Source organism: Arenibacter lacus (genome assembly GCF_008711145.1).
GTDB classification, from domain to species: Bacteria; Bacteroidota; Bacteroidia; order Flavobacteriales; family Flavobacteriaceae; genus Arenibacter; species Arenibacter amylolyticus.
Genome location: NZ_VVIN01000009.1, coordinates 45,273 through 61,943, shown reverse-complemented (window position 1 = coordinate 61,943; position 16,671 = coordinate 45,273). Strand labels below are relative to the sequence as shown.

16 protein-coding genes are annotated in these 16,671 nt (G+C 43.7%); all 16 read left to right on the top strand.

Annotation, left to right across the window (positions count from 1 at the left end):
- Nucleotides 1-2: 2 nt before the first annotated feature.
- Nucleotides 3-1,115: a toll/interleukin-1 receptor domain-containing protein gene (locus tag F1E73_RS05045; protein ID WP_150451287.1), complete on the top strand. Its 1,113-nt coding sequence runs from the start codon at nucleotides 3-5 to the stop codon at nucleotides 1,113-1,115.
- A 127-nt stretch (nucleotides 1,116-1,242) separates the two neighbouring features.
- Complete coding sequence (locus F1E73_RS05040) at nucleotides 1,243-2,256, top strand: hypothetical protein (RefSeq protein WP_086476338.1); 1,014 nt, start codon at nucleotides 1,243-1,245, stop codon at nucleotides 2,254-2,256.
- Between the two features lie 33 nt (nucleotides 2,257-2,289).
- Complete coding sequence (locus F1E73_RS05035) at nucleotides 2,290-2,703, top strand: hypothetical protein (RefSeq protein WP_150451286.1); 414 nt, start codon at nucleotides 2,290-2,292, stop codon at nucleotides 2,701-2,703.
- A gap of 263 nt (nucleotides 2,704-2,966) precedes the next feature.
- Nucleotides 2,967-3,656 (top strand): response regulator transcription factor, encoded by a 690-nt coding sequence (locus F1E73_RS05030; protein WP_223883359.1) that lies wholly within the window; start codon nucleotides 2,967-2,969, stop codon nucleotides 3,654-3,656.
- Nucleotides 3,657-3,942: 286 nt separating this feature from the next.
- Nucleotides 3,943-4,551 carry a DUF4255 domain-containing protein gene (locus F1E73_RS05025; RefSeq protein WP_176328456.1) on the top strand — a complete coding sequence of 203 codons (609 nt, stop codon included), beginning with the start codon at nucleotides 3,943-3,945 and terminating at the stop codon, nucleotides 4,549-4,551.
- Complete coding sequence (locus tag F1E73_RS05020; RefSeq protein WP_140157721.1) at nucleotides 4,548-5,690, top strand: hypothetical protein; 1,143 nt, start codon at nucleotides 4,548-4,550, stop codon at nucleotides 5,688-5,690. Before F1E73_RS05025 ends, F1E73_RS05020 begins: the two co-directional genes overlap by 4 nt.
- A 14-nt stretch (nucleotides 5,691-5,704) precedes the next feature.
- A complete protein-coding gene (locus tag F1E73_RS05015) occupies nucleotides 5,705-7,516 on the top strand; it encodes a phage tail sheath family protein (protein ID WP_150451285.1) in 1,812 nt (603 codons plus the stop codon).
- A 24-nt stretch (nucleotides 7,517-7,540) separates the two neighbouring features.
- Nucleotides 7,541-8,992 (top strand): phage tail sheath family protein, encoded by a 1,452-nt coding sequence (locus F1E73_RS05010; protein WP_086476333.1) that lies wholly within the window; start codon nucleotides 7,541-7,543, stop codon nucleotides 8,990-8,992.
- A gap of 44 nt (nucleotides 8,993-9,036) precedes the next feature.
- Nucleotides 9,037-9,465, top strand: coding sequence for a phage tail protein (locus F1E73_RS05005; protein ID WP_086476373.1), 429 nt, complete (start codon nucleotides 9,037-9,039; stop codon nucleotides 9,463-9,465).
- 5 nt (nucleotides 9,466-9,470) lie between these two features.
- Entirely contained in the window at nucleotides 9,471-9,920 is a 450-nt protein-coding gene (locus F1E73_RS05000; protein WP_086476332.1) for a phage tail protein, read from the top strand.
- 13 nt (nucleotides 9,921-9,933) lie between these two features.
- Complete coding sequence (locus F1E73_RS17570) at nucleotides 9,934-10,104, top strand: DUF5908 family protein (protein WP_191088986.1); 171 nt, start codon at nucleotides 9,934-9,936, stop codon at nucleotides 10,102-10,104.
- Nucleotides 10,104-10,808, top strand: coding sequence for a CIS tube protein (locus F1E73_RS04995; RefSeq protein WP_086476331.1), 705 nt, complete (start codon nucleotides 10,104-10,106; stop codon nucleotides 10,806-10,808). Before F1E73_RS17570 ends, F1E73_RS04995 begins: the two co-directional genes overlap by 1 nt.
- A 9-nt stretch (nucleotides 10,809-10,817) precedes the next feature.
- The gene (vgrG, locus tag F1E73_RS04990) at nucleotides 10,818-12,569 is read left to right on the top strand and encodes a type VI secretion system tip protein VgrG (RefSeq protein ID WP_150451284.1); all 1,752 of its coding nucleotides are present in this window, start codon (nucleotides 10,818-10,820) and stop codon (nucleotides 12,567-12,569) included.
- 12 nt (nucleotides 12,570-12,581) lie between these two features.
- Entirely contained in the window at nucleotides 12,582-12,872 is a 291-nt protein-coding gene (locus F1E73_RS04985; protein WP_086476329.1) for a PAAR domain-containing protein, read from the top strand.
- 3 nt (nucleotides 12,873-12,875) lie between these two features.
- Nucleotides 12,876-13,310 (top strand): GPW/gp25 family protein, encoded by a 435-nt coding sequence (locus F1E73_RS04980; RefSeq protein WP_150451283.1) that lies wholly within the window; start codon nucleotides 12,876-12,878, stop codon nucleotides 13,308-13,310.
- Nucleotides 13,307-16,663 (top strand): baseplate J/gp47 family protein, encoded by a 3,357-nt coding sequence (locus tag F1E73_RS04975; RefSeq protein ID WP_150451282.1) that lies wholly within the window; start codon nucleotides 13,307-13,309, stop codon nucleotides 16,661-16,663. The genes F1E73_RS04980 and F1E73_RS04975 overlap by 4 nt, the downstream gene beginning before the upstream one ends.
- Nucleotides 16,664-16,671: the final 8 nt, after the last annotated feature.

Sequence of the window (16,671 nt, the reverse complement as noted above, 5' to 3'; positions counted from 1 at the left end):
TTATGCCATCCATATATATATCATACGCCTGGGGTTCCGAAAGCGAAGCAATTGCGGAAGCGATTGAAAAGGAATTTCAAAAAAGGGGCCTACGTATTATTCGAGACAAAAATGATCTGGGATATAAGGGGCGTATCAAAACTTTTATGGAGGACATTGGTCGGGGAAAATATATAATTCTAATTATAAGCAATAAGTACCTCCGGTCCGAAAACTGCATGTTCGAGTTGCTGCAGATATTTAGGAACCGTGATTTTTATGAGCGTATTTTTCCGGTGGTCTTGGAGGAGGTAAAAATAGCCAAAGCAGTAGATCGGTTGGACTTGTTGAAGTACTGGGAAAATGAAACCGAAAACCTGAATGCAAAAATCAGGGAATTGAAGGAGCTTTCCAATATTCAGGGAGTAACGGACGATCTTAATCTCTATACGGAGATAAGGGGGAATATAGCACGACTTACGCATATTCTTAAGGACATTAATACCCTTACCACCGATAGGCATATTCAATCGGACTTTGAACAACTCTATGAACTGGTAGAGGAAAAAGTGAAGTTGGATTTGTTACACAATAAGTCAAACGAGGGAGATGCGATAGCGGATCAATTGCCCGAGCTTCCCGTAGGCACTGGTGCGGAAGAACCGACCAAAGAGAGATCCAAGACCATTAAACGAATGGCGCTGTTGGTGGCGGTTCTTGTGATAGGGGTGGTAACCTTCCAGGTAATAAATACCTCGGAGCCAATAAATGGAATGGAAAATGCCCTGGATACGATACTTGTAAACGAACACAAGATCGATTCCCCTCAGCATTTAAAAAAAGATAGCTCTGAACCTGATAGTAAAAAAGATGAGGTAATCAATGAAAAGGAGAAAACAGCGGTAGCCGATAAAAGCTACACGGTAAAATTGATGGTCCCCTCCAACATGGTGCAGGCCAACGTTTTAGTAGATGGAGAAAAGGCAGAAATAATCAGTAGAGGCCTTGTATCCATAACCGTGAAGATAAAAAAGAAAACGATGAGCCATCATTTTGAAATATACGATGGTCTGGATAAATGCACTACCGATAAATTGATTACCAAGGACAATACACAGATACCCTTGTGCCTTTAAGGTGATTGTCTGTTAGTAGTACGCCATTTCCCCCCACCAGAAAATGTGTCGATTGTGCACGGGCTCCTTTGTCTTGGGCATCCAATACATTGTTGATATGGCAAGCTGGAACCAAAAATCGTAAAGAATGAAAAATATAGGCCTGGTGTTTTTTATGGGTTTATTCTTAATTGCTATTCCTAGTAAGGGGAAAGCCATGGTGCCCCCACCCAATAGTAACGATTCCATTGTTTACGTCTGGGATTTCAGCGTTTCGGAGCCGGCCTTAAAGCCTATCGCGACCATGCTGACCAACGATTTTGAAACCGAACTCATCAATTCGGGACTCTATACAGTATTGGAGCGAAGGCGTTACAATAGGGTACTGGCACATCAAAACTTACAAAGGGAAGTAAGGGACATTGCCAATATACCCAGTGCCTCCAAAGATAGCCTGGCGGCCAACAGGGCAGGGGTAGTCATTTTTGGAGAGGTAAAGGACGATATAGATAGCGGAGTCTACGAGGTTACGGTTACGTTCCAAAGTTTAAACGAAGTGATATTGAGAAAAGGGAGTGTTCTCATAGGGAGAGGGTTAATACGCGATAACCAAACCCGAAAAAAGTATATGAAGGAGTTGGTAGATCTGTTACACGCCAAAGAACTGTTAGCGGCAAAAAAAGAACAATACAATATTATTTCGGGGGTGTTGTCTACCTATATGGTTCGCGTAACGGATGTTAAAAACAGGTTTCAGGATATATCCCGTTTTGCCTTCAGCGACAAAAATTATTTTGAAGCTCTAGGGAAGACCATCTTTGCCTACAATGATGTTTTTGATCTCCTTACGGCCAATAGGGCCAAATATCATCTGGACTTTATAGCATACTGGGCAGAACCAAGGGGACGGGAACTGGAAGATATCTTTAGCAGTATCCTGGACGATATCCATATTACCTATATTCTGAAATTGGATAAGGTGCGAGTGGCTATTTGGGAATATGGTGAAAGTTCTGCCGGGAAAAATGAAAAACAAAAAATGAGGAACAGTATCCTAAAAAGTGTCAAAGAAACAACAGACGACCTTGGAAGGCAAATTGATATTATGCACGGAAAAATAAATCCGTTTCTATCCCACCTAAGGGTAGAAATCAGTGAATAATAGGTAAGTATTAATAATTTAAATCCAAAAGATATGAAAACTCTTAACTTGTTTAGAATTATGATTATAGCTATCATGGTATTTGCATGTGTAGGCTGTAGCTCAAGTGACGGTGGTGGAACTGTTTTTATTCCCGGATTTAATGCCACATGGCCCGTAGAAGGAACCAATGGGGAATACCGTATGGACCTGCAGCCAAATGCAGCTAATAGAAACGTACCATCGGGTGTATTTAACGGGGAGGAACAACATGATAACGATACTATCCGGGATGGTAACCCCTTAAGCGGAAGTTTTAATGGTCTGGATATTGAATTTACAGTGACGAGGAAGAATAATGAAAAGATCCAATTTAAAGGAAAAATGATACCAGTAAGTGAAACCGACCATAGCATTACCAGAATCAATTTAAACTCTCCGGAAGGACCCATTTCCTTGGTTCCTTAATAGGGTCGCGTTGGGTTCTACTTCGTTTGTAATCTGGTTCTTATAACGCTAAGTGCTACAAATTTATGTGGTAGTGCCTTATCGCACTAAGCTAGCGGCTAGAAGAAAAAAATAATTTTTCCCAATGCAGGATATCCATAAGGAATGAGGGAAGTAAATGAATCGGTTTACGGGATCATTTATACAGAATTTGCGACCATATATACAAAACAATACTTCCGTTCCTTAAATGTTGTTTATCTTAAGATACATACCCCAGCAAAATGAAACTATCAGACATCAACACCTGTCTAAACCCAAATGCCATCTGTGAAGATGAACTGATGGTAAGAATTGCTAAAATTGTAGAGGTCTGTGAACGCTCCAAGAATGCAATGGTAGGTATCTACCTTATGGACAAGGCCCTTTTCCTTTATTGTAATCCCCGTTGCATATCAATTTTTTCCGATGACTTCTACAAATTGTGGGACGATGGGTGGGGCTATTGGTTCTCAAAGATCGATTTGGACGAGGTGGGGTGTGTTAAGGAGCTTATAACCAGCTATTTGATTACTCCCAAACCCCAATCCCCACTGGTGCTCAAATATCATATTGCGTCCTTGGAGGGGAAACAAATCTGTGTGAAGCACGAAATTCATTTATACGACATAATTCATCGGAAGATCGCGGTTAACTATGTTTTTGATGTTTCTGTAAAGGAAGAGATCGAAAATTTTTTTCATGCTTCTTATAACCTGAACAACCCTTCCATATCCAATAAAAATAACCTCCAAATATCGGGAAGGGAACAAGAGGTGTTAGAACATATAGCCAATGGCTTCTCTTCCAAAGAAATTGCCGATAAGCTTTTTATAAGCAATCATACCGTAGTTTCACATAGGAAGAATTTAATCGAAAAATTTAAAGTGAAAAATACCGCGCACTTAATTAAAAAAGCGGCAGCATTTATCTGACCAATTAGGACCCCCATGGTCATTTTATGAAATTAAGAAAACAGATGGTAAAATCCCTAAAAATGGGGATTGATTTATAAGCTTAAAATTAGAATCTTTCTTAGTGAATCGAAAGATTCGGTCTATCCTCCTCCCAGATGATAGTGGCACACAGCATCAATTACTGTCGGTTATTTCATTGATCGATTCCTCAAAAGGAAGATTTATGGGATTTTCGTTTTGCCGTCAATGCTACTTTCTCCCTACCCGTCCCCCACGGATTTATTTAATTTTTTATGTACCTATTATGATACATTCAACCTTAAAGCTGTTAACCAGGTCTATTAATGACTATCTAAAGATCAAAAATAATCTTGATGAGGAAAAGGTGTTCCTAACACATGTATCCGGTGAGGCTGGCATTGCTATTCCGGATAAATCCCTTGGACTGTCCTTGGTGAATATTGAGGAGGAAAAAGTATTTAAGGAACAAAATGCCACATTTATCAATGCCGATGGAACGGTAGAATACAGAAATCCCGAATTAAAATTAAATCTCTATATCCTAATTTCCGCCAACTTTCAGAACCAAAGTCAAACCGACCCTACGGATGATTACTATGAGGGGCTTAAGCAGTTATCCTATGTAATCTCCTTCTTTCAGGCCAAAAACGTTTTTACCAAGGACAATACTCCTGTTATGGCCGCCGAAGATCCTAATATTAAAAAAATAATTCTGGAGCTGTACTCCTCCTCATTTGAGCAGATGTACAACTTCTGGAGTGTACTGGGTACCAAATACCTTCCCTCGGTATTGTACAAAGTGAGAATGATTACCATTCAGGAGGATGAATTGATCAGTGATGCCCTTCCCATTGAGGAAATTGACCTCCTGGCCAAAAACAAAATGCTGTGACCACAAAATACAACAGACTGTTTTCAGTATCCATGCAGCACAATTTCTATAAAAATGGTGTCCACAAATCTCTTGTGCTAAAACCGGACACAACTACTGCTGTGCTGACCCGAAATGGGAAAATGTTGTTCAGGACACTTGGCAATGATGCCATTGTTCTTTTTAAGGCAGACGCAGATAAGACCTCTCCCTTTATTGATCTGGGGAAGGATGTTGTTTTTAGATACTACCTAACCTTAGAAAACAGCGAGGAGTTTTTTAATATCACCAACCTGGATGGTGTAAAGAAATACGAAGTGGGCAACAAACTCTACTTTACCAACAATCCCGCCAATGCCAGCACCCACCCCGATACTCCGGAGCTACTTACCCATAGCTTGATCGGCAAGGCATTTTCCCCTCTATTTACTTACTCTTTTTCATTGACCACTACCCATACCAAAACTAAGTTTAAGCTGACCGATCAAAATGGGAATTTAATATCGGTGGGCAAGGATCAGGAGGGCAACGATTTACCTACCATATTGAACCTTAGTAGGGACGACAATAAGAAATTTCACCAGCAGGTAGATCTAAGGAATAAACCCAATGGCATTTATACCATTACCATTAGGAACGATGCAGATGCAACAACCCTAAGGGAAGAAACCGTGCTTGTAGACAATGAGGCCCTACAACAAGGTGTATTGGGGGTGGTAGACATCCGTTACGATTCGGCCACGGGCCACCTTTATGGGGCTACCGAGTATTATCGACTAAATTTTGAACGTAAAACGGCTATTTGGAAGTATTTTATTGTCAACAAAACCAAAACTCAATTGGATTATGATGATGTACTCAATACATCCAGTCTCACCATTGAGGATTCCCCTACCGGGGGCGGTGCCCCGTATACCCATGTAGATTTTAACCTGGACGGTACTGAACCGCGAACCGATATTAAAGTAAAGGGATTTCATACGGTCGTCTTTAAATCCAGTGCTGAAATCCCAAGCTTTGAGGATCCCAAGCTAAACGTGGAACTTGTTCTCAAACCTTCCGACAAAAAAGTAGTCGCCCACCTATCCAATCCACCCATTAACACCGTGGAGAAAGATAATGGAGGAGTGATCGAGAAAGAAATATTTGTATTCATTTAAAGAGAATCAAAATTATGGCAGATTACAAAACACCCGGCGTATACATTGAGGAAATTAGTACGCTTCCAGCATCGGTAGCACCTGTAGCTACGGCCGTCCCTGCATTTATTGGCTATACGGAAAAAGCAATTGTAGATAATGTTGCAATTGATCCAGCAACCACTAGAACTCCCGTAAGAATAACCTCTATGCTCGAATTTATAGCGCATTTTGGTGGGCCCTTTCAAGAATATTACAGCGCATCCATAACCGATCCGCCCAGCGGGGAAACGGAAGTGGGGCTTAGCGTTTCCAGTATTGGAGCCAATGAATCCCCCTACGTGTTGTACTATCAGGTACGCATGTTTTACGCTAACGGCGGTGGTAACTGTTATGTGGTTTCCGTGGGTACCTATACCCAGATAGACGAATCCGATCCTACCACCATGCCAACGGAAATAGATGCCATAGCCATAGATGATGCGGCTCTCCTGGCCGGACTCAATGTCTGTGAGGAAATAGATGAGATCACCCTCCTGACCATACCAGAAGCCATGGCCTTATCCGATACCGATAGAAAGCCGTTGTTCGATACTATGCTGGTACAGTGTAATAAACTACAGGACCGGTTTGCGATACTGGATGTGGAAGCGGATGTTTCCTCTACGGTGTTTAACGACGGGAACAATTTTAGAAATGATAATGTAGGCCCGGATTACCTAAAATACGCTGCGGCCTATTATCCATCCTTGCATACCTTAATCGAATTTTCCTTTGATGAAGACAAGGTCCAGATCGTGGATACTACCACTGCGCCCAATGCGGCCCTTTGGAATGGTAAAATGCTGAGCAACATAAATTCCGGCCTGGAATCCGACGGTACCACCGCCATTTCCAAGGCGGCTTCGGCCACCATAACCGTATTGGACAATACGAGTATAGACGGTGATGTTTTTACCGTGGACGGAACGGATTTTACGGAAGGGACAGAGTTCACAAAAGGGGGGGACGCCAGCGCCACCGCAGGTCTTTTGGCCGCACAAATAGATACACTTCCCAATGTAAGTGCCATAAATAACGGGGCAGTCGTAGTAATCCAAGCCACTGCGTCCGGTGCTGCGGGCAATGGTATTGCGATTAATTACACCGATAGCGGTACCGGAATTGCTGCTTCTATCTCAGGGCCCGAACTGGAAGGCGGGGTTGATCAGTACCTGGATACCAACTTGTACAATCGGATAAAGAAAGAACTTCAGAAACACAAGGTTACCCTGTATCCCTGTGGCGCCATAGCAGGTATTTATGCTGCAGTGGATAGGGATAGAGGAGTGTGGAAGGCACCGGCCAACGTAAGTGTGAATCTGGTAAAGGAACCTACCATCCAGGTTACCGCCGCGGAACAGGGAGATCTTAACGTGGATGCCACTACCGGAAAATCCATCAATGCAATCCGATTTTTTAATGGAAAGGGAAACATTGTTTGGGGGGCAAGGACCCTGGCCGGTAACGACAATGAATGGCGTTATGTTCCGGTAAGACGCTTTTACAACTTCATGGAAGAGTCCATTAAGAAAGCTACGGAATTTGTCATTTTTGAGCCCAATAGTAAACCTACATGGGTGAAGACCAAGGCCATGATAGAAAACTTCCTTACCCAACTTTGGCGGGATGGGGCCTTGGCAGGTGCCAAACCGGAACACGCTTTTTTCGTGAAAATTGGACTTGGGGAGACCATGACAGCCGTGGATATTCTGGAGGGAAGGATGAATATAGAAATAGGGGTGGCAGCAGTAAGACCTGCAGAATTCATCATCCTTAAATTCTCCCATAAACTACAAGAATCATAACATAATATATAAAAACATAACATTATGCCTACCTATAACACACCCGGAGTCTATATTGAAGAAATTTCGACCCTACCGGCCTCCATTGCGCCAGTTGCTACCGCTATTCCCGCGTTTATAGGGTATACGGAAGCTACCACCGACCAGGATGGTAACAGTCTTCTCTTTAGGCCAAAACGGATTACCTCCATGTTGGAGTATGTTGAAATTTTCGGAGGTCCTGTAGGACAGGATATTACTGTAAATATTAGGGATGTTTTTGATGCTTCTGATGTTCTTTTGGAACGGAAGTTCTCCTCGGTATTAACGGGGGCGGCCTCCAATTACATCCTCTACCACAGTATGAACCTTTATTTTGCCAATGGGGGCGGACCCTGTCATGTGGTCTCCGTAGGAAGCTATACCGATCCCATTATAGTGGGGGATGGATCGGTTTCCACAGTGGCAGGTGGTTTAACTGGTGGTATCACCGCTATCGAAAAAGTGGACGAACCTACGTTGTTGGTATTTCCAGAAGCAACCAAATTGGGAACCCCAGGGGAATACGGTTTGGTAGTGGTAGCAGCGCTTAGCCTGTGCAACAAAGTACAGGATAGGTTTACCATTGCCGATTTTAAAGGGGATATAACCGATACTACCCAGATAGAAACGTACAGAGGTGCTCTGGGCATGAATTATTTAAAATATGGAGCTACTTACGGCCCAGACCTAAAAACGACCCTAAACCATGGGTATGCAGAAGACACCGTAACCATTAGTCACCTACAGGAGGACGGTGGCACGGGGAGTGCCTTACCAGGCGGAGCAGAGGACTTTAGTGGATTAATGACCGGTCTTGAGGCTGCCAACCCCAGTATCTATAGGTCCGTAGTCGCCGAAATAGGGAAGTTGTATGTAGATCTTCCTCCTTCCTCGGCTATTGCCGGGGCCTATGCCCGGGTAGATGCGGAAAGGGGAGTGTGGAAAGCCCCTGCCAATGTGGGACTCATTTCGGTCCTGGCTCCAAAAGTGTTGGTGACCAATGAAATGCAGGATAATTTAAATGTAGACCCCTCCACCGGAAAATCCATCAATGTAATTAGAGCTTTCTCCGGGAAAGGAATATTGATCTGGGGTGCTAGGACCCTGGCCGGTAATGATAACGAATGGCGCTATGTACCAGTACGAAGGCTGTATATATTTATTGAAGAATCGGTAAAGAAAGCAACCGAATTTGTTGTTTTTGAACCCAATAACAAACTGACCTGGGTAAGGACGAAGGCGATGATAGATAACTTCCTTACTGGTCTCTGGCGCGAAGGGGCCTTGGCAGGGGCAAAACCGGAAGCGGCCTTCTTTGTAAAGGTAGGCCTGGGCGAAACCATGACTGCCCAGGATATTTTAGAGGGAAGGATGAATATCGAAATTGGACTTGCAGCTGTAAGGCCTGCGGAATTCATCATCCTGAAATTTTCCCATAAACTTCAAGAGTCTTAATAGAAAAAATAAAACAATAATCATTAAATCAACACATTATGGCTATCAACTATCCCGTTTCGGTATTTCATTTTCAAGTAGAATGGGGCGGAACACGCATTGGATTTACAGAGGTGTCCGGATTGTCGGTGGAACTTCAATCCATAGACTATAGAGAAGGTAATGCTGCCGAATACCATGTCACCAAAATGCCCGGTATTCCCCAATATTCCAACATCACCCTAAAGAGAGGAATTTTTAGGGCAGACAACGAATTTTTCCAATGGCTCAATACGGTTGCCTTAAACCAGATAGAACGGAGAGATATCACCATCAGCCTATTAAACGAAGAACACGAGCCCGTAACGGTATGGAAGGTAAAATCTGCCTGGCCATGCAAGGTGGAAGGGCCTTCCCTTAATTCCACGGGGAATGAGGTGGCTGTAGAAACCATCGAGCTTTGCCATGAGGGACTTAATATAGAATTCGTATAGACAGTATGGCAAATTACTATCCACCGGTCGGTTTTCATTTTAGGGTAGACATTGAAGGAATTACATCCGATGGGAATGATATTCGTTTCCAGGAGGTATCCGGATTAAATGTCAGCGTTGGCGAGTTTACCTATAACGAAGGAGGAGAAAATCGTTTTGTCCATAGATTGGCCGATAGGATCACTTATGAAAAACTCGTCCTAAAAAGGGGATTGTTGATTGGATCAAAGCTGATCGCATGGTTTAGGGACGCGGTAGAATCCTTCTCCTTTGATCCCAAAGACGTACTGGTTACCCTTCTTAATGCCGAACATGAGCCCTTGGAGTCCTGGAGCTTTGTAAAGGCCTATCCGGTTAAATGGACTATTTCCAACTTTGGGGCACAGCAGAACGAAATTGTTATTGAAACCATAGAACTGAACTTCCAATATTTTAGACGTTTGGAGGTCTCCTAAAAAAGAAAGCCTTATGCCTGTCGAGATAAGAGAATTGATAATACGCACCACGGTAGATAAGCAAAACAAAAAGCCGTCTACCCATGTTTCCGGGGAGGATTGTACCACACCGCCCTCCGCCCAGACCAATCAGGTTAGGGTAGATGAAGTATTGAAAATGATCAAGAACAAAAACGAACGATAATGGGATTGTTAGACGGGATTTTATTGAAGATGATGATCTTTTCTTACCATGCCGATAAAAATGGCATGCCGAAGGGACTTCCTATCCCGTACCCGGTGATGTACAATCCGGAGAAACTATCCAAAAATATCGCCATAAACTACCAAGGGCAGTGCGTGCCAGGAGATAATAGCCAAGAACAAAGCTATCATAGTAACCAAAGTGGGGAGGTCACGTTCCAATTTCTTTTTGATGCCACAGGGACTTCGGTAAATTCCATCAACGGGGAGGTGGCCAAGACCGTGGGAGGCGTGGATCTGGAAATAGCATTGTTTTTAAAGCTCACGGGAGACGTGGATCCGGAAGAACATCAGCCCAGAACCCTAACCTTGGTTTGGGGAACTTTTATTTTCAACTGTAAATTAAAGAGTGCCAAAGTAGACTATACCATGTTCAGCTCCATTGGCAGACCCTTAAGGGCTACTGTTACCGCCACCTTTGTAGGACATGAGTTTAGGGTAATCCAGGCAGCACTTGTTAAACTGTTCTCTTCGGACCTAACCAAAATCCATATCGTTAAAGCAGGGGAGACACTGCCTTTGATAGCAAGCAATATTTATGGCAATCCAAATTATTATATGGAAATAGCCAAAGCCAACAATTTGTCAAATTTTAGAAATATCAGGCCAGGGCAGGAAATAATTCTGCCCCCGGTCCAAAAATAAGTGAGTCCTATGCTATTAGCCGAATTAGATATTCCCACAGGTTCCGAATTACCCTCCTTTACCATTCTGGTAGATGGTACCGAATTGGACGGTAGTTTTGCCGTAAGCAGTTTGGCGGTAACCAAAGCGATCAATAAGATTCCTACGGCACAGATCCAATTGGTAGATGGTAACGTTGCCGAAGCCGATTTTTGGGCCAGCAATGAAAACACCCTGATTCCCGGAAAGGAAATTGAAATAAAAATGGGCTATAAGGGAGAAGAAGAAACCGTATTTAAAGGGGTTATTATTAAACACGGGATCAAAACCATGGGGGGCAATACCAACTCCCAACTTTCCATAGAAGCCAAGGACGTGGCCGTGAAACTTACCGTAGGACGTAAGAACAGGTATTTTTCGGATATGTCGGATAGTGACATTATGGAAGCTATTCTGAACGATTATGGCGATATAGCCCCCGAGATTGAAACCACCCCCACAACCCATGCGCAAATGGTCCAATATTATTGCACGGATTGGGATTTTCTGGTGACCCGAGCGGAAACCAACGGGCAATTGACCATGGTTGATGATGGGACCATTAAAACAGCAGCCCCTGATTACGGGCAGCAAGCGGTGGCCAATCTTTCCTATGGACATAATATCCTGGAATTCGATTTTGAAATGGATGCCAGAAACCAGTTTTCCGCTATTGAGACCAGGGCTTGGGATACGGCCAATCAAGAAGTTGTAACCAGTGGTAACCAACCTCAGAATATCACCGAACTAGGGAACCTGTCGTCCACGGAACTGTCCGCTACCATTGGTGTGGATCCCCTAAATTTTCAACATACCGGAGCTTTGAGTCCGGCGGAATTACAAGCGTGGACCAATGCGCGAATGTTGAGGAGCCAATTGTCGAAAATTGTTGGCAGGATTAAGATTTTGGGCAATAATGTAATTAAACCGGGTAACCTGATCAATCTGGAAGGCCTTGGGGATCGTTTTAACGGAACGGCGTACGTATCAGGGGTTAGTCATACTTTTTCATCCACTTGGAATACCCACTTGCAGATAGGGTTGGACCCAAAATTCCTGACCGAGAGTTATGATGACGTACAGGCCATCCCCTCTGCGGCACTTTTGCCTGCCATTAATGGGCTACATATAGGGAAAGTTACCGCCGTACACGACGATCCCATGGGAGAAAACAGGATCAAGGTAAAACTCCCCATGATCAGTACCGAGGAGGAAGGTACATGGGCACGGATTGCCACCTTGGACGCCGGGGACAATAGGGGCACTTTCTTTATGCCAGAACTGGACGATGAGGTTATCGTAGGCTTTTTGAACGATGATCCCCGAAATCCTATCGTGATCGGTATGGTACACAGTAGTGCGAGACCGGCGCCGTTCACGGCCACGGAAGAAAACGATGAGAAAGGATTTGTAAGTAGGAGTGAAATGAAACTGGTCTTTGACGATGGCAAAAACCACATCCTTCTGGAAACTCCCAATGGCAACAAGATTTTATTGTCCGAGGAAGAGGGGGCCATTCAGGTCGAGGACGAAAACGGCAATAAGGTTACCCTGGACAGTGGGGGTATTTTGTTGGACAGCGCTGGGGATGTAAATATCAAGGCCGGGGGTGATGTCAACATAGAAGGGGTCAACATTAACCTTAAGGCACAGGCTGCGTTCAAGGCAGAGGGGTCTTCCGGAGCAGAAGTCACCTCTAGTGGAACGGCCACCATAAAAGGTTCGTTGGTACAAATAAATTAAAGAAGAAATTAAATGGGAGCACCTGCGGCAAGAGTTACGGATATGCATGTATGCCCCATGGTAACGGGTACGGTACCCCATGTAGGCGGCCCTATTTTGCCGGCTGGGGAACCAACCGTACTCATAGGGGGACTGCCGGCAGCAAGGGTAGGCGATATGGCCACGTGTACCGGGCCGCCGGATACCATCGTTGCTGGTTCCGGTACGGTAATGATAGGAGGGATGCCTGCAGCTAGATTGGGAGATTCTACTTCCCATGGTGGGACCATAGTATTGGGAGAATTTACGGTATTAATAGGATAGCAAATGGGAAAAACAGGAAATGATCTTATAGATAACAAAGGCTTCCTAGGGAGGGGATGGAAATTTCCTGTCGAATTTACCTTGGGGAACAATGGTGCAACCTTGGTGCAACACGAGCAGGACGTTAGGGAAAGTCTTATCATTTTGTTGACCACGATCAAGGGGAGTAGATTATTGCGGCCCGACTACGGAACCACGGTAAGGAGTTTAATTTTTGAGCCGTTAGACACCAACACGGCGACCTATATCTCGGAGGAGATTAAAAAGGCCATTTTGATCCACGAACCAAGGGTCTTTGTAGATAAAATAGAAGCCGTTCAGGAATCATTAAATGGTACTATTCAGTTGACCCTTGACTATACCATAATTTCGAGCAATACCCGATCCAATCTGGTATTTCCGTTTTATTTAAATGAAGGAACAAATATTTTGGAATGAGCGAAAATTGCTTTCATAACAACCCCTTGAGAAGGGATGGCACAAGCCAACAACAGCGCACCTTACATACGCTGCTTCCATCCTATGTGGCCGTGGATGAACGGAGTATGAAAGACCTATTGTCCTTTGTTCAAAATTTTGCAGCGGAAATTAAATATTATAACAGTGAAAATTCGTCCTGGGATAGTGTAAACTCCAAACATTTTGATTGGACACCTTTCTTTGAGATTACGGAAGCGGATTGGGCTACGTTTTCATTGGAAGCGTATCTGGCCCAGCTTAGGATAGATCAGTTTGCCAGGCCGCACGAGGCATTGTTCTTTGGTTTTCTGTATATGTTTAAGGTGGTACAGGCAGACATCAATACCATCACACAGAAACATCTGGAATTTTATTACAAGGAGGTACTACAATTAAAGGAAAAACCAGCGGAGCCTGATAAGGTTTCCATCATCTTTGAACTGGCCAAACACGTGGATAGTCATTTGTTAAAGGCTGGGACTTCGCTAAAAGCCGGAAAGGACACAACGGGTACGGATGTTATTTACAAACTAAATGAGGACACCGTTATCAATAAGGCCGAGGTGGTAGCAATAAAGGCCCAATTCGCCAATATTTTTGATGAATGGGACGGAAAGGCCAAATATCCCAAAACGGACCATAGAATATATAGTTCCCCAATAGCCAATTCTGCCGATGGGCTAGGTGAGGAAATTGAAACCGAAGAAGGAGATTGGCGGGTATTTGGACGCCCTTCGTTTATTACGGATGTGGATAATCCCTCCGGATTAAAAGTGGCCGACCGCCCAGAGGGGCACCTTGGTTTTGCCATTGCCAGTCCCATTTTGTTTTTAGCGGAAGGTCAGCGTAGAATTACCCTGGAAATCGGAATTGACGCAAATGGGCCCGACTTGGACTATTCTAAATTGGGTCTGCAAAGCTTTAAGCTGCTGCTCAGCGGGGAGGAAGAATGGCTATTGGCAACGGTAGAAACCGTACGGGAATCCAGACCCAATTCCGGGAAATTGTTGATAGAATGCCGGCTAAAGGTAGATCAGGCTGCCGTTGTCGCTTATGATGACATTGTTTTCGGGGAGAATTTTGATACCCAATGGCCCCTTTTAAAGGTGCTTATAAATACAGCCGATCTAAGCTCCAATTCGCCCTATAAGGGATTGAAGGGGATTTTGGTAGAGACCTTAAAAATTACGGTGCAAATAGAGGAGGAAGGGGAGACCCCTGGTATTCAGAATATCATCGTCCAAAATGATCTTGGTAAACTGGATCCCACCAAATCCATGGCCATTTTTGGAAGTATTCCTCATTTGGGCAGTAAATTTTATATCGGTTCCAAAGAAGTATTTCAAAAGAAACTGGAACAGCTGGCCCTAAAATTCCAATGGGTAGATCTTCCCCAAAACTCACAGGGTTTCAGTAGCTACTATAAGCATTATCATGTGGAAGGTACTACCGATAACAGAAGTAATACCGCATTTAAGACCAAGATAGAAGTGCTTAATAAGAAGGAATGGGAAGTGATTGCCAACGATCAACAACTTTTTACCACAACAAACGGTTCGGATATTTCCACCAGCACCAAATTACCCGATTCGGAAACAAAGAGTAAGATTTCCAATATGAGCCCTGGCCTTTTATCTATAGACCGTAAGGTAAACAGTAAGGATTTTGAGGAGTATGATCCCAATCTTGCAAAGGGATTTATGAGACTTACCCTAAAAGGGATGGATTTTGGGCATAGGGATTTTCAAAATGCCTATACCTATCACGCCATACATATGGCAAATGGTACTAGTACAAGCAACAATACCCTGCTCTTAAAGTCGTTACCACCCAAAAAAAATGTCAAAGATACCCTGGAATCCAAAATTATCCAGAATACGGACGAATGGACCCTCCCAAATACTCCCTATGTCCCCACAATTGAATCCCTATCCCTTTACTACAAGTCATCGGTAACCATTAATCTAAACAGTACGGTCACCGCGACCGAGGAAACCGAAATTGCTGAAAACTTTTTTCATTTAATGCCTTTTGGCAATTATGAAGTAAATAGGGAGAATCCTTCAAACAGCCTGTTCCCGATGATCACCGAAGAAGGGAACCTCTATATAGGAATTGAAAAGCTACATCCTCCTCAAACGCTATCCCTGCTTATTCAGGTAGCGGAAGGCAGTGCCAACCCGGAAAAGGTAAAGCAAACGGTGCAATGGAGCTATCTTACCAAGGAAGGGTGGAAAGACTTTGATCAATATACCATCCTGTCCGACGGAACTAATGGCCTGCTCACTTCCGGAATTTTGAAGTTGGACATTCCCCGTGCCATTGTCACTGGGAATTCCAGATTGTCTCCCAAGCTATATTGGATAAAGGCCGGTGTGGAAAAAGATACCGATGCCGTATGTGATATAATCGCTGTTAGGGCTCAGGCCCTTAGTGCTTCTTTTTACGATAGAGGCAACGACCCAAGATTTTTGGAAAAAGCGTTGGAAGCCGGTACTATAGCCAATCTTAAGGATGCGGATGCTGCCATTAAAAAATTGGAACAACCCTATGCCTCGTCCGATGGGAAACCCCCGGAAAGGGAAAGAGCGTTTTATACCAGGGTAAGCGAACGACTGAGACATAAAAACAGGGCGATTACCATTTGGGACTACGAACACCTTATTTTGGAGAAATTTCCCTTGGTCTACAAGGTTAAATGTATTAATCATACTCGTTTCGACGGAACCATTACCAACTTTAGTGAAATAGCTCCAGGCCATATTTCCTTGGTAATCATCGCCAATGTGCAGAACAAAAATGCGATAGATCCCTTGCGCCCAAAGGCCAGCTTGGATCAGCTTAGTCAGATTGCCTCATTTATAGAGGCTCTGAAGCCGCCCTGTGCCAACCTTCATGTGAAAAACCCCATCTATGAGGAAATTAAGGTAGCTTTTAATGTGAGGCTCCATCAGGGGAAGGACGTAGGGTTCCACCTTGCCAAACTTCAACAGGAAATCAAAAACTTTTTATCCCCTTGGGCTTCGGACTGTTCCAAAGACATTGTCTTTGGGGGGAGAATTCATAAATCCGTCATCCTGAATTTTGTGGAAGAAAGGTCGTATGTAGATTATATCACCTGTTTTAAAATGTACCATATAATAAAAGAAGATCCCGAAAATAATCCCAATAAGGATGTAGATGAGGCTATTGCGTTAACATCGGTATCCATTATTGGTTCGGCAGATAGCCATACCATCCTGGAAATTCCATCGGATGGGGCGGATCAATGTTTATGTGATGATAATATTATTCTAAGTACCAATGAATTGACCCTTAGGGACAAGTGCTAAAAAAAAGA

Bases quoted from the DNA above. Each gene is read 5' to 3' on its own strand.
- F1E73_RS05045 (WP_150451287.1), top strand. From the start codon at position 3: ATGCCATCCATATATATATCATACGCCTGGGGTTCCGAAAGCGAAGCA.
- F1E73_RS05040 (WP_086476338.1), top strand. From the start codon at position 1,243: ATGAAAAATATAGGCCTGGTGTTTTTTATGGGTTTATTCTTAATTGCT.
- F1E73_RS05035 (WP_150451286.1), top strand. From the start codon at position 2,290: ATGAAAACTCTTAACTTGTTTAGAATTATGATTATAGCTATCATGGTA.
- F1E73_RS05030 (WP_223883359.1), top strand. From the start codon at position 2,967: ATGAAACTATCAGACATCAACACCTGTCTAAACCCAAATGCCATCTGT.
- F1E73_RS05025 (WP_176328456.1), top strand. From the start codon at position 3,943: ATGATACATTCAACCTTAAAGCTGTTAACCAGGTCTATTAATGACTAT.
- F1E73_RS05015 (WP_150451285.1), top strand. From the start codon at position 5,705: ATGGCAGATTACAAAACACCCGGCGTATACATTGAGGAAATTAGTACG.
- F1E73_RS05010 (WP_086476333.1), top strand. From the start codon at position 7,541: ATGCCTACCTATAACACACCCGGAGTCTATATTGAAGAAATTTCGACC.
- F1E73_RS05000 (WP_086476332.1), top strand. From the start codon at position 9,471: ATGGCAAATTACTATCCACCGGTCGGTTTTCATTTTAGGGTAGACATT.
- F1E73_RS17570 (WP_191088986.1), top strand. From the start codon at position 9,934: ATGCCTGTCGAGATAAGAGAATTGATAATACGCACCACGGTAGATAAG.
- F1E73_RS04995 (WP_086476331.1), top strand. From the start codon at position 10,104: ATGGGATTGTTAGACGGGATTTTATTGAAGATGATGATCTTTTCTTAC.
- vgrG (WP_150451284.1), top strand. From the start codon at position 10,818: ATGCTATTAGCCGAATTAGATATTCCCACAGGTTCCGAATTACCCTCC.
- F1E73_RS04985 (WP_086476329.1), top strand. From the start codon at position 12,582: ATGGGAGCACCTGCGGCAAGAGTTACGGATATGCATGTATGCCCCATG.
- F1E73_RS04980 (WP_150451283.1), top strand. From the start codon at position 12,876: ATGGGAAAAACAGGAAATGATCTTATAGATAACAAAGGCTTCCTAGGG.
- F1E73_RS04975 (WP_150451282.1), top strand. From the start codon at position 13,307: ATGAGCGAAAATTGCTTTCATAACAACCCCTTGAGAAGGGATGGCACA.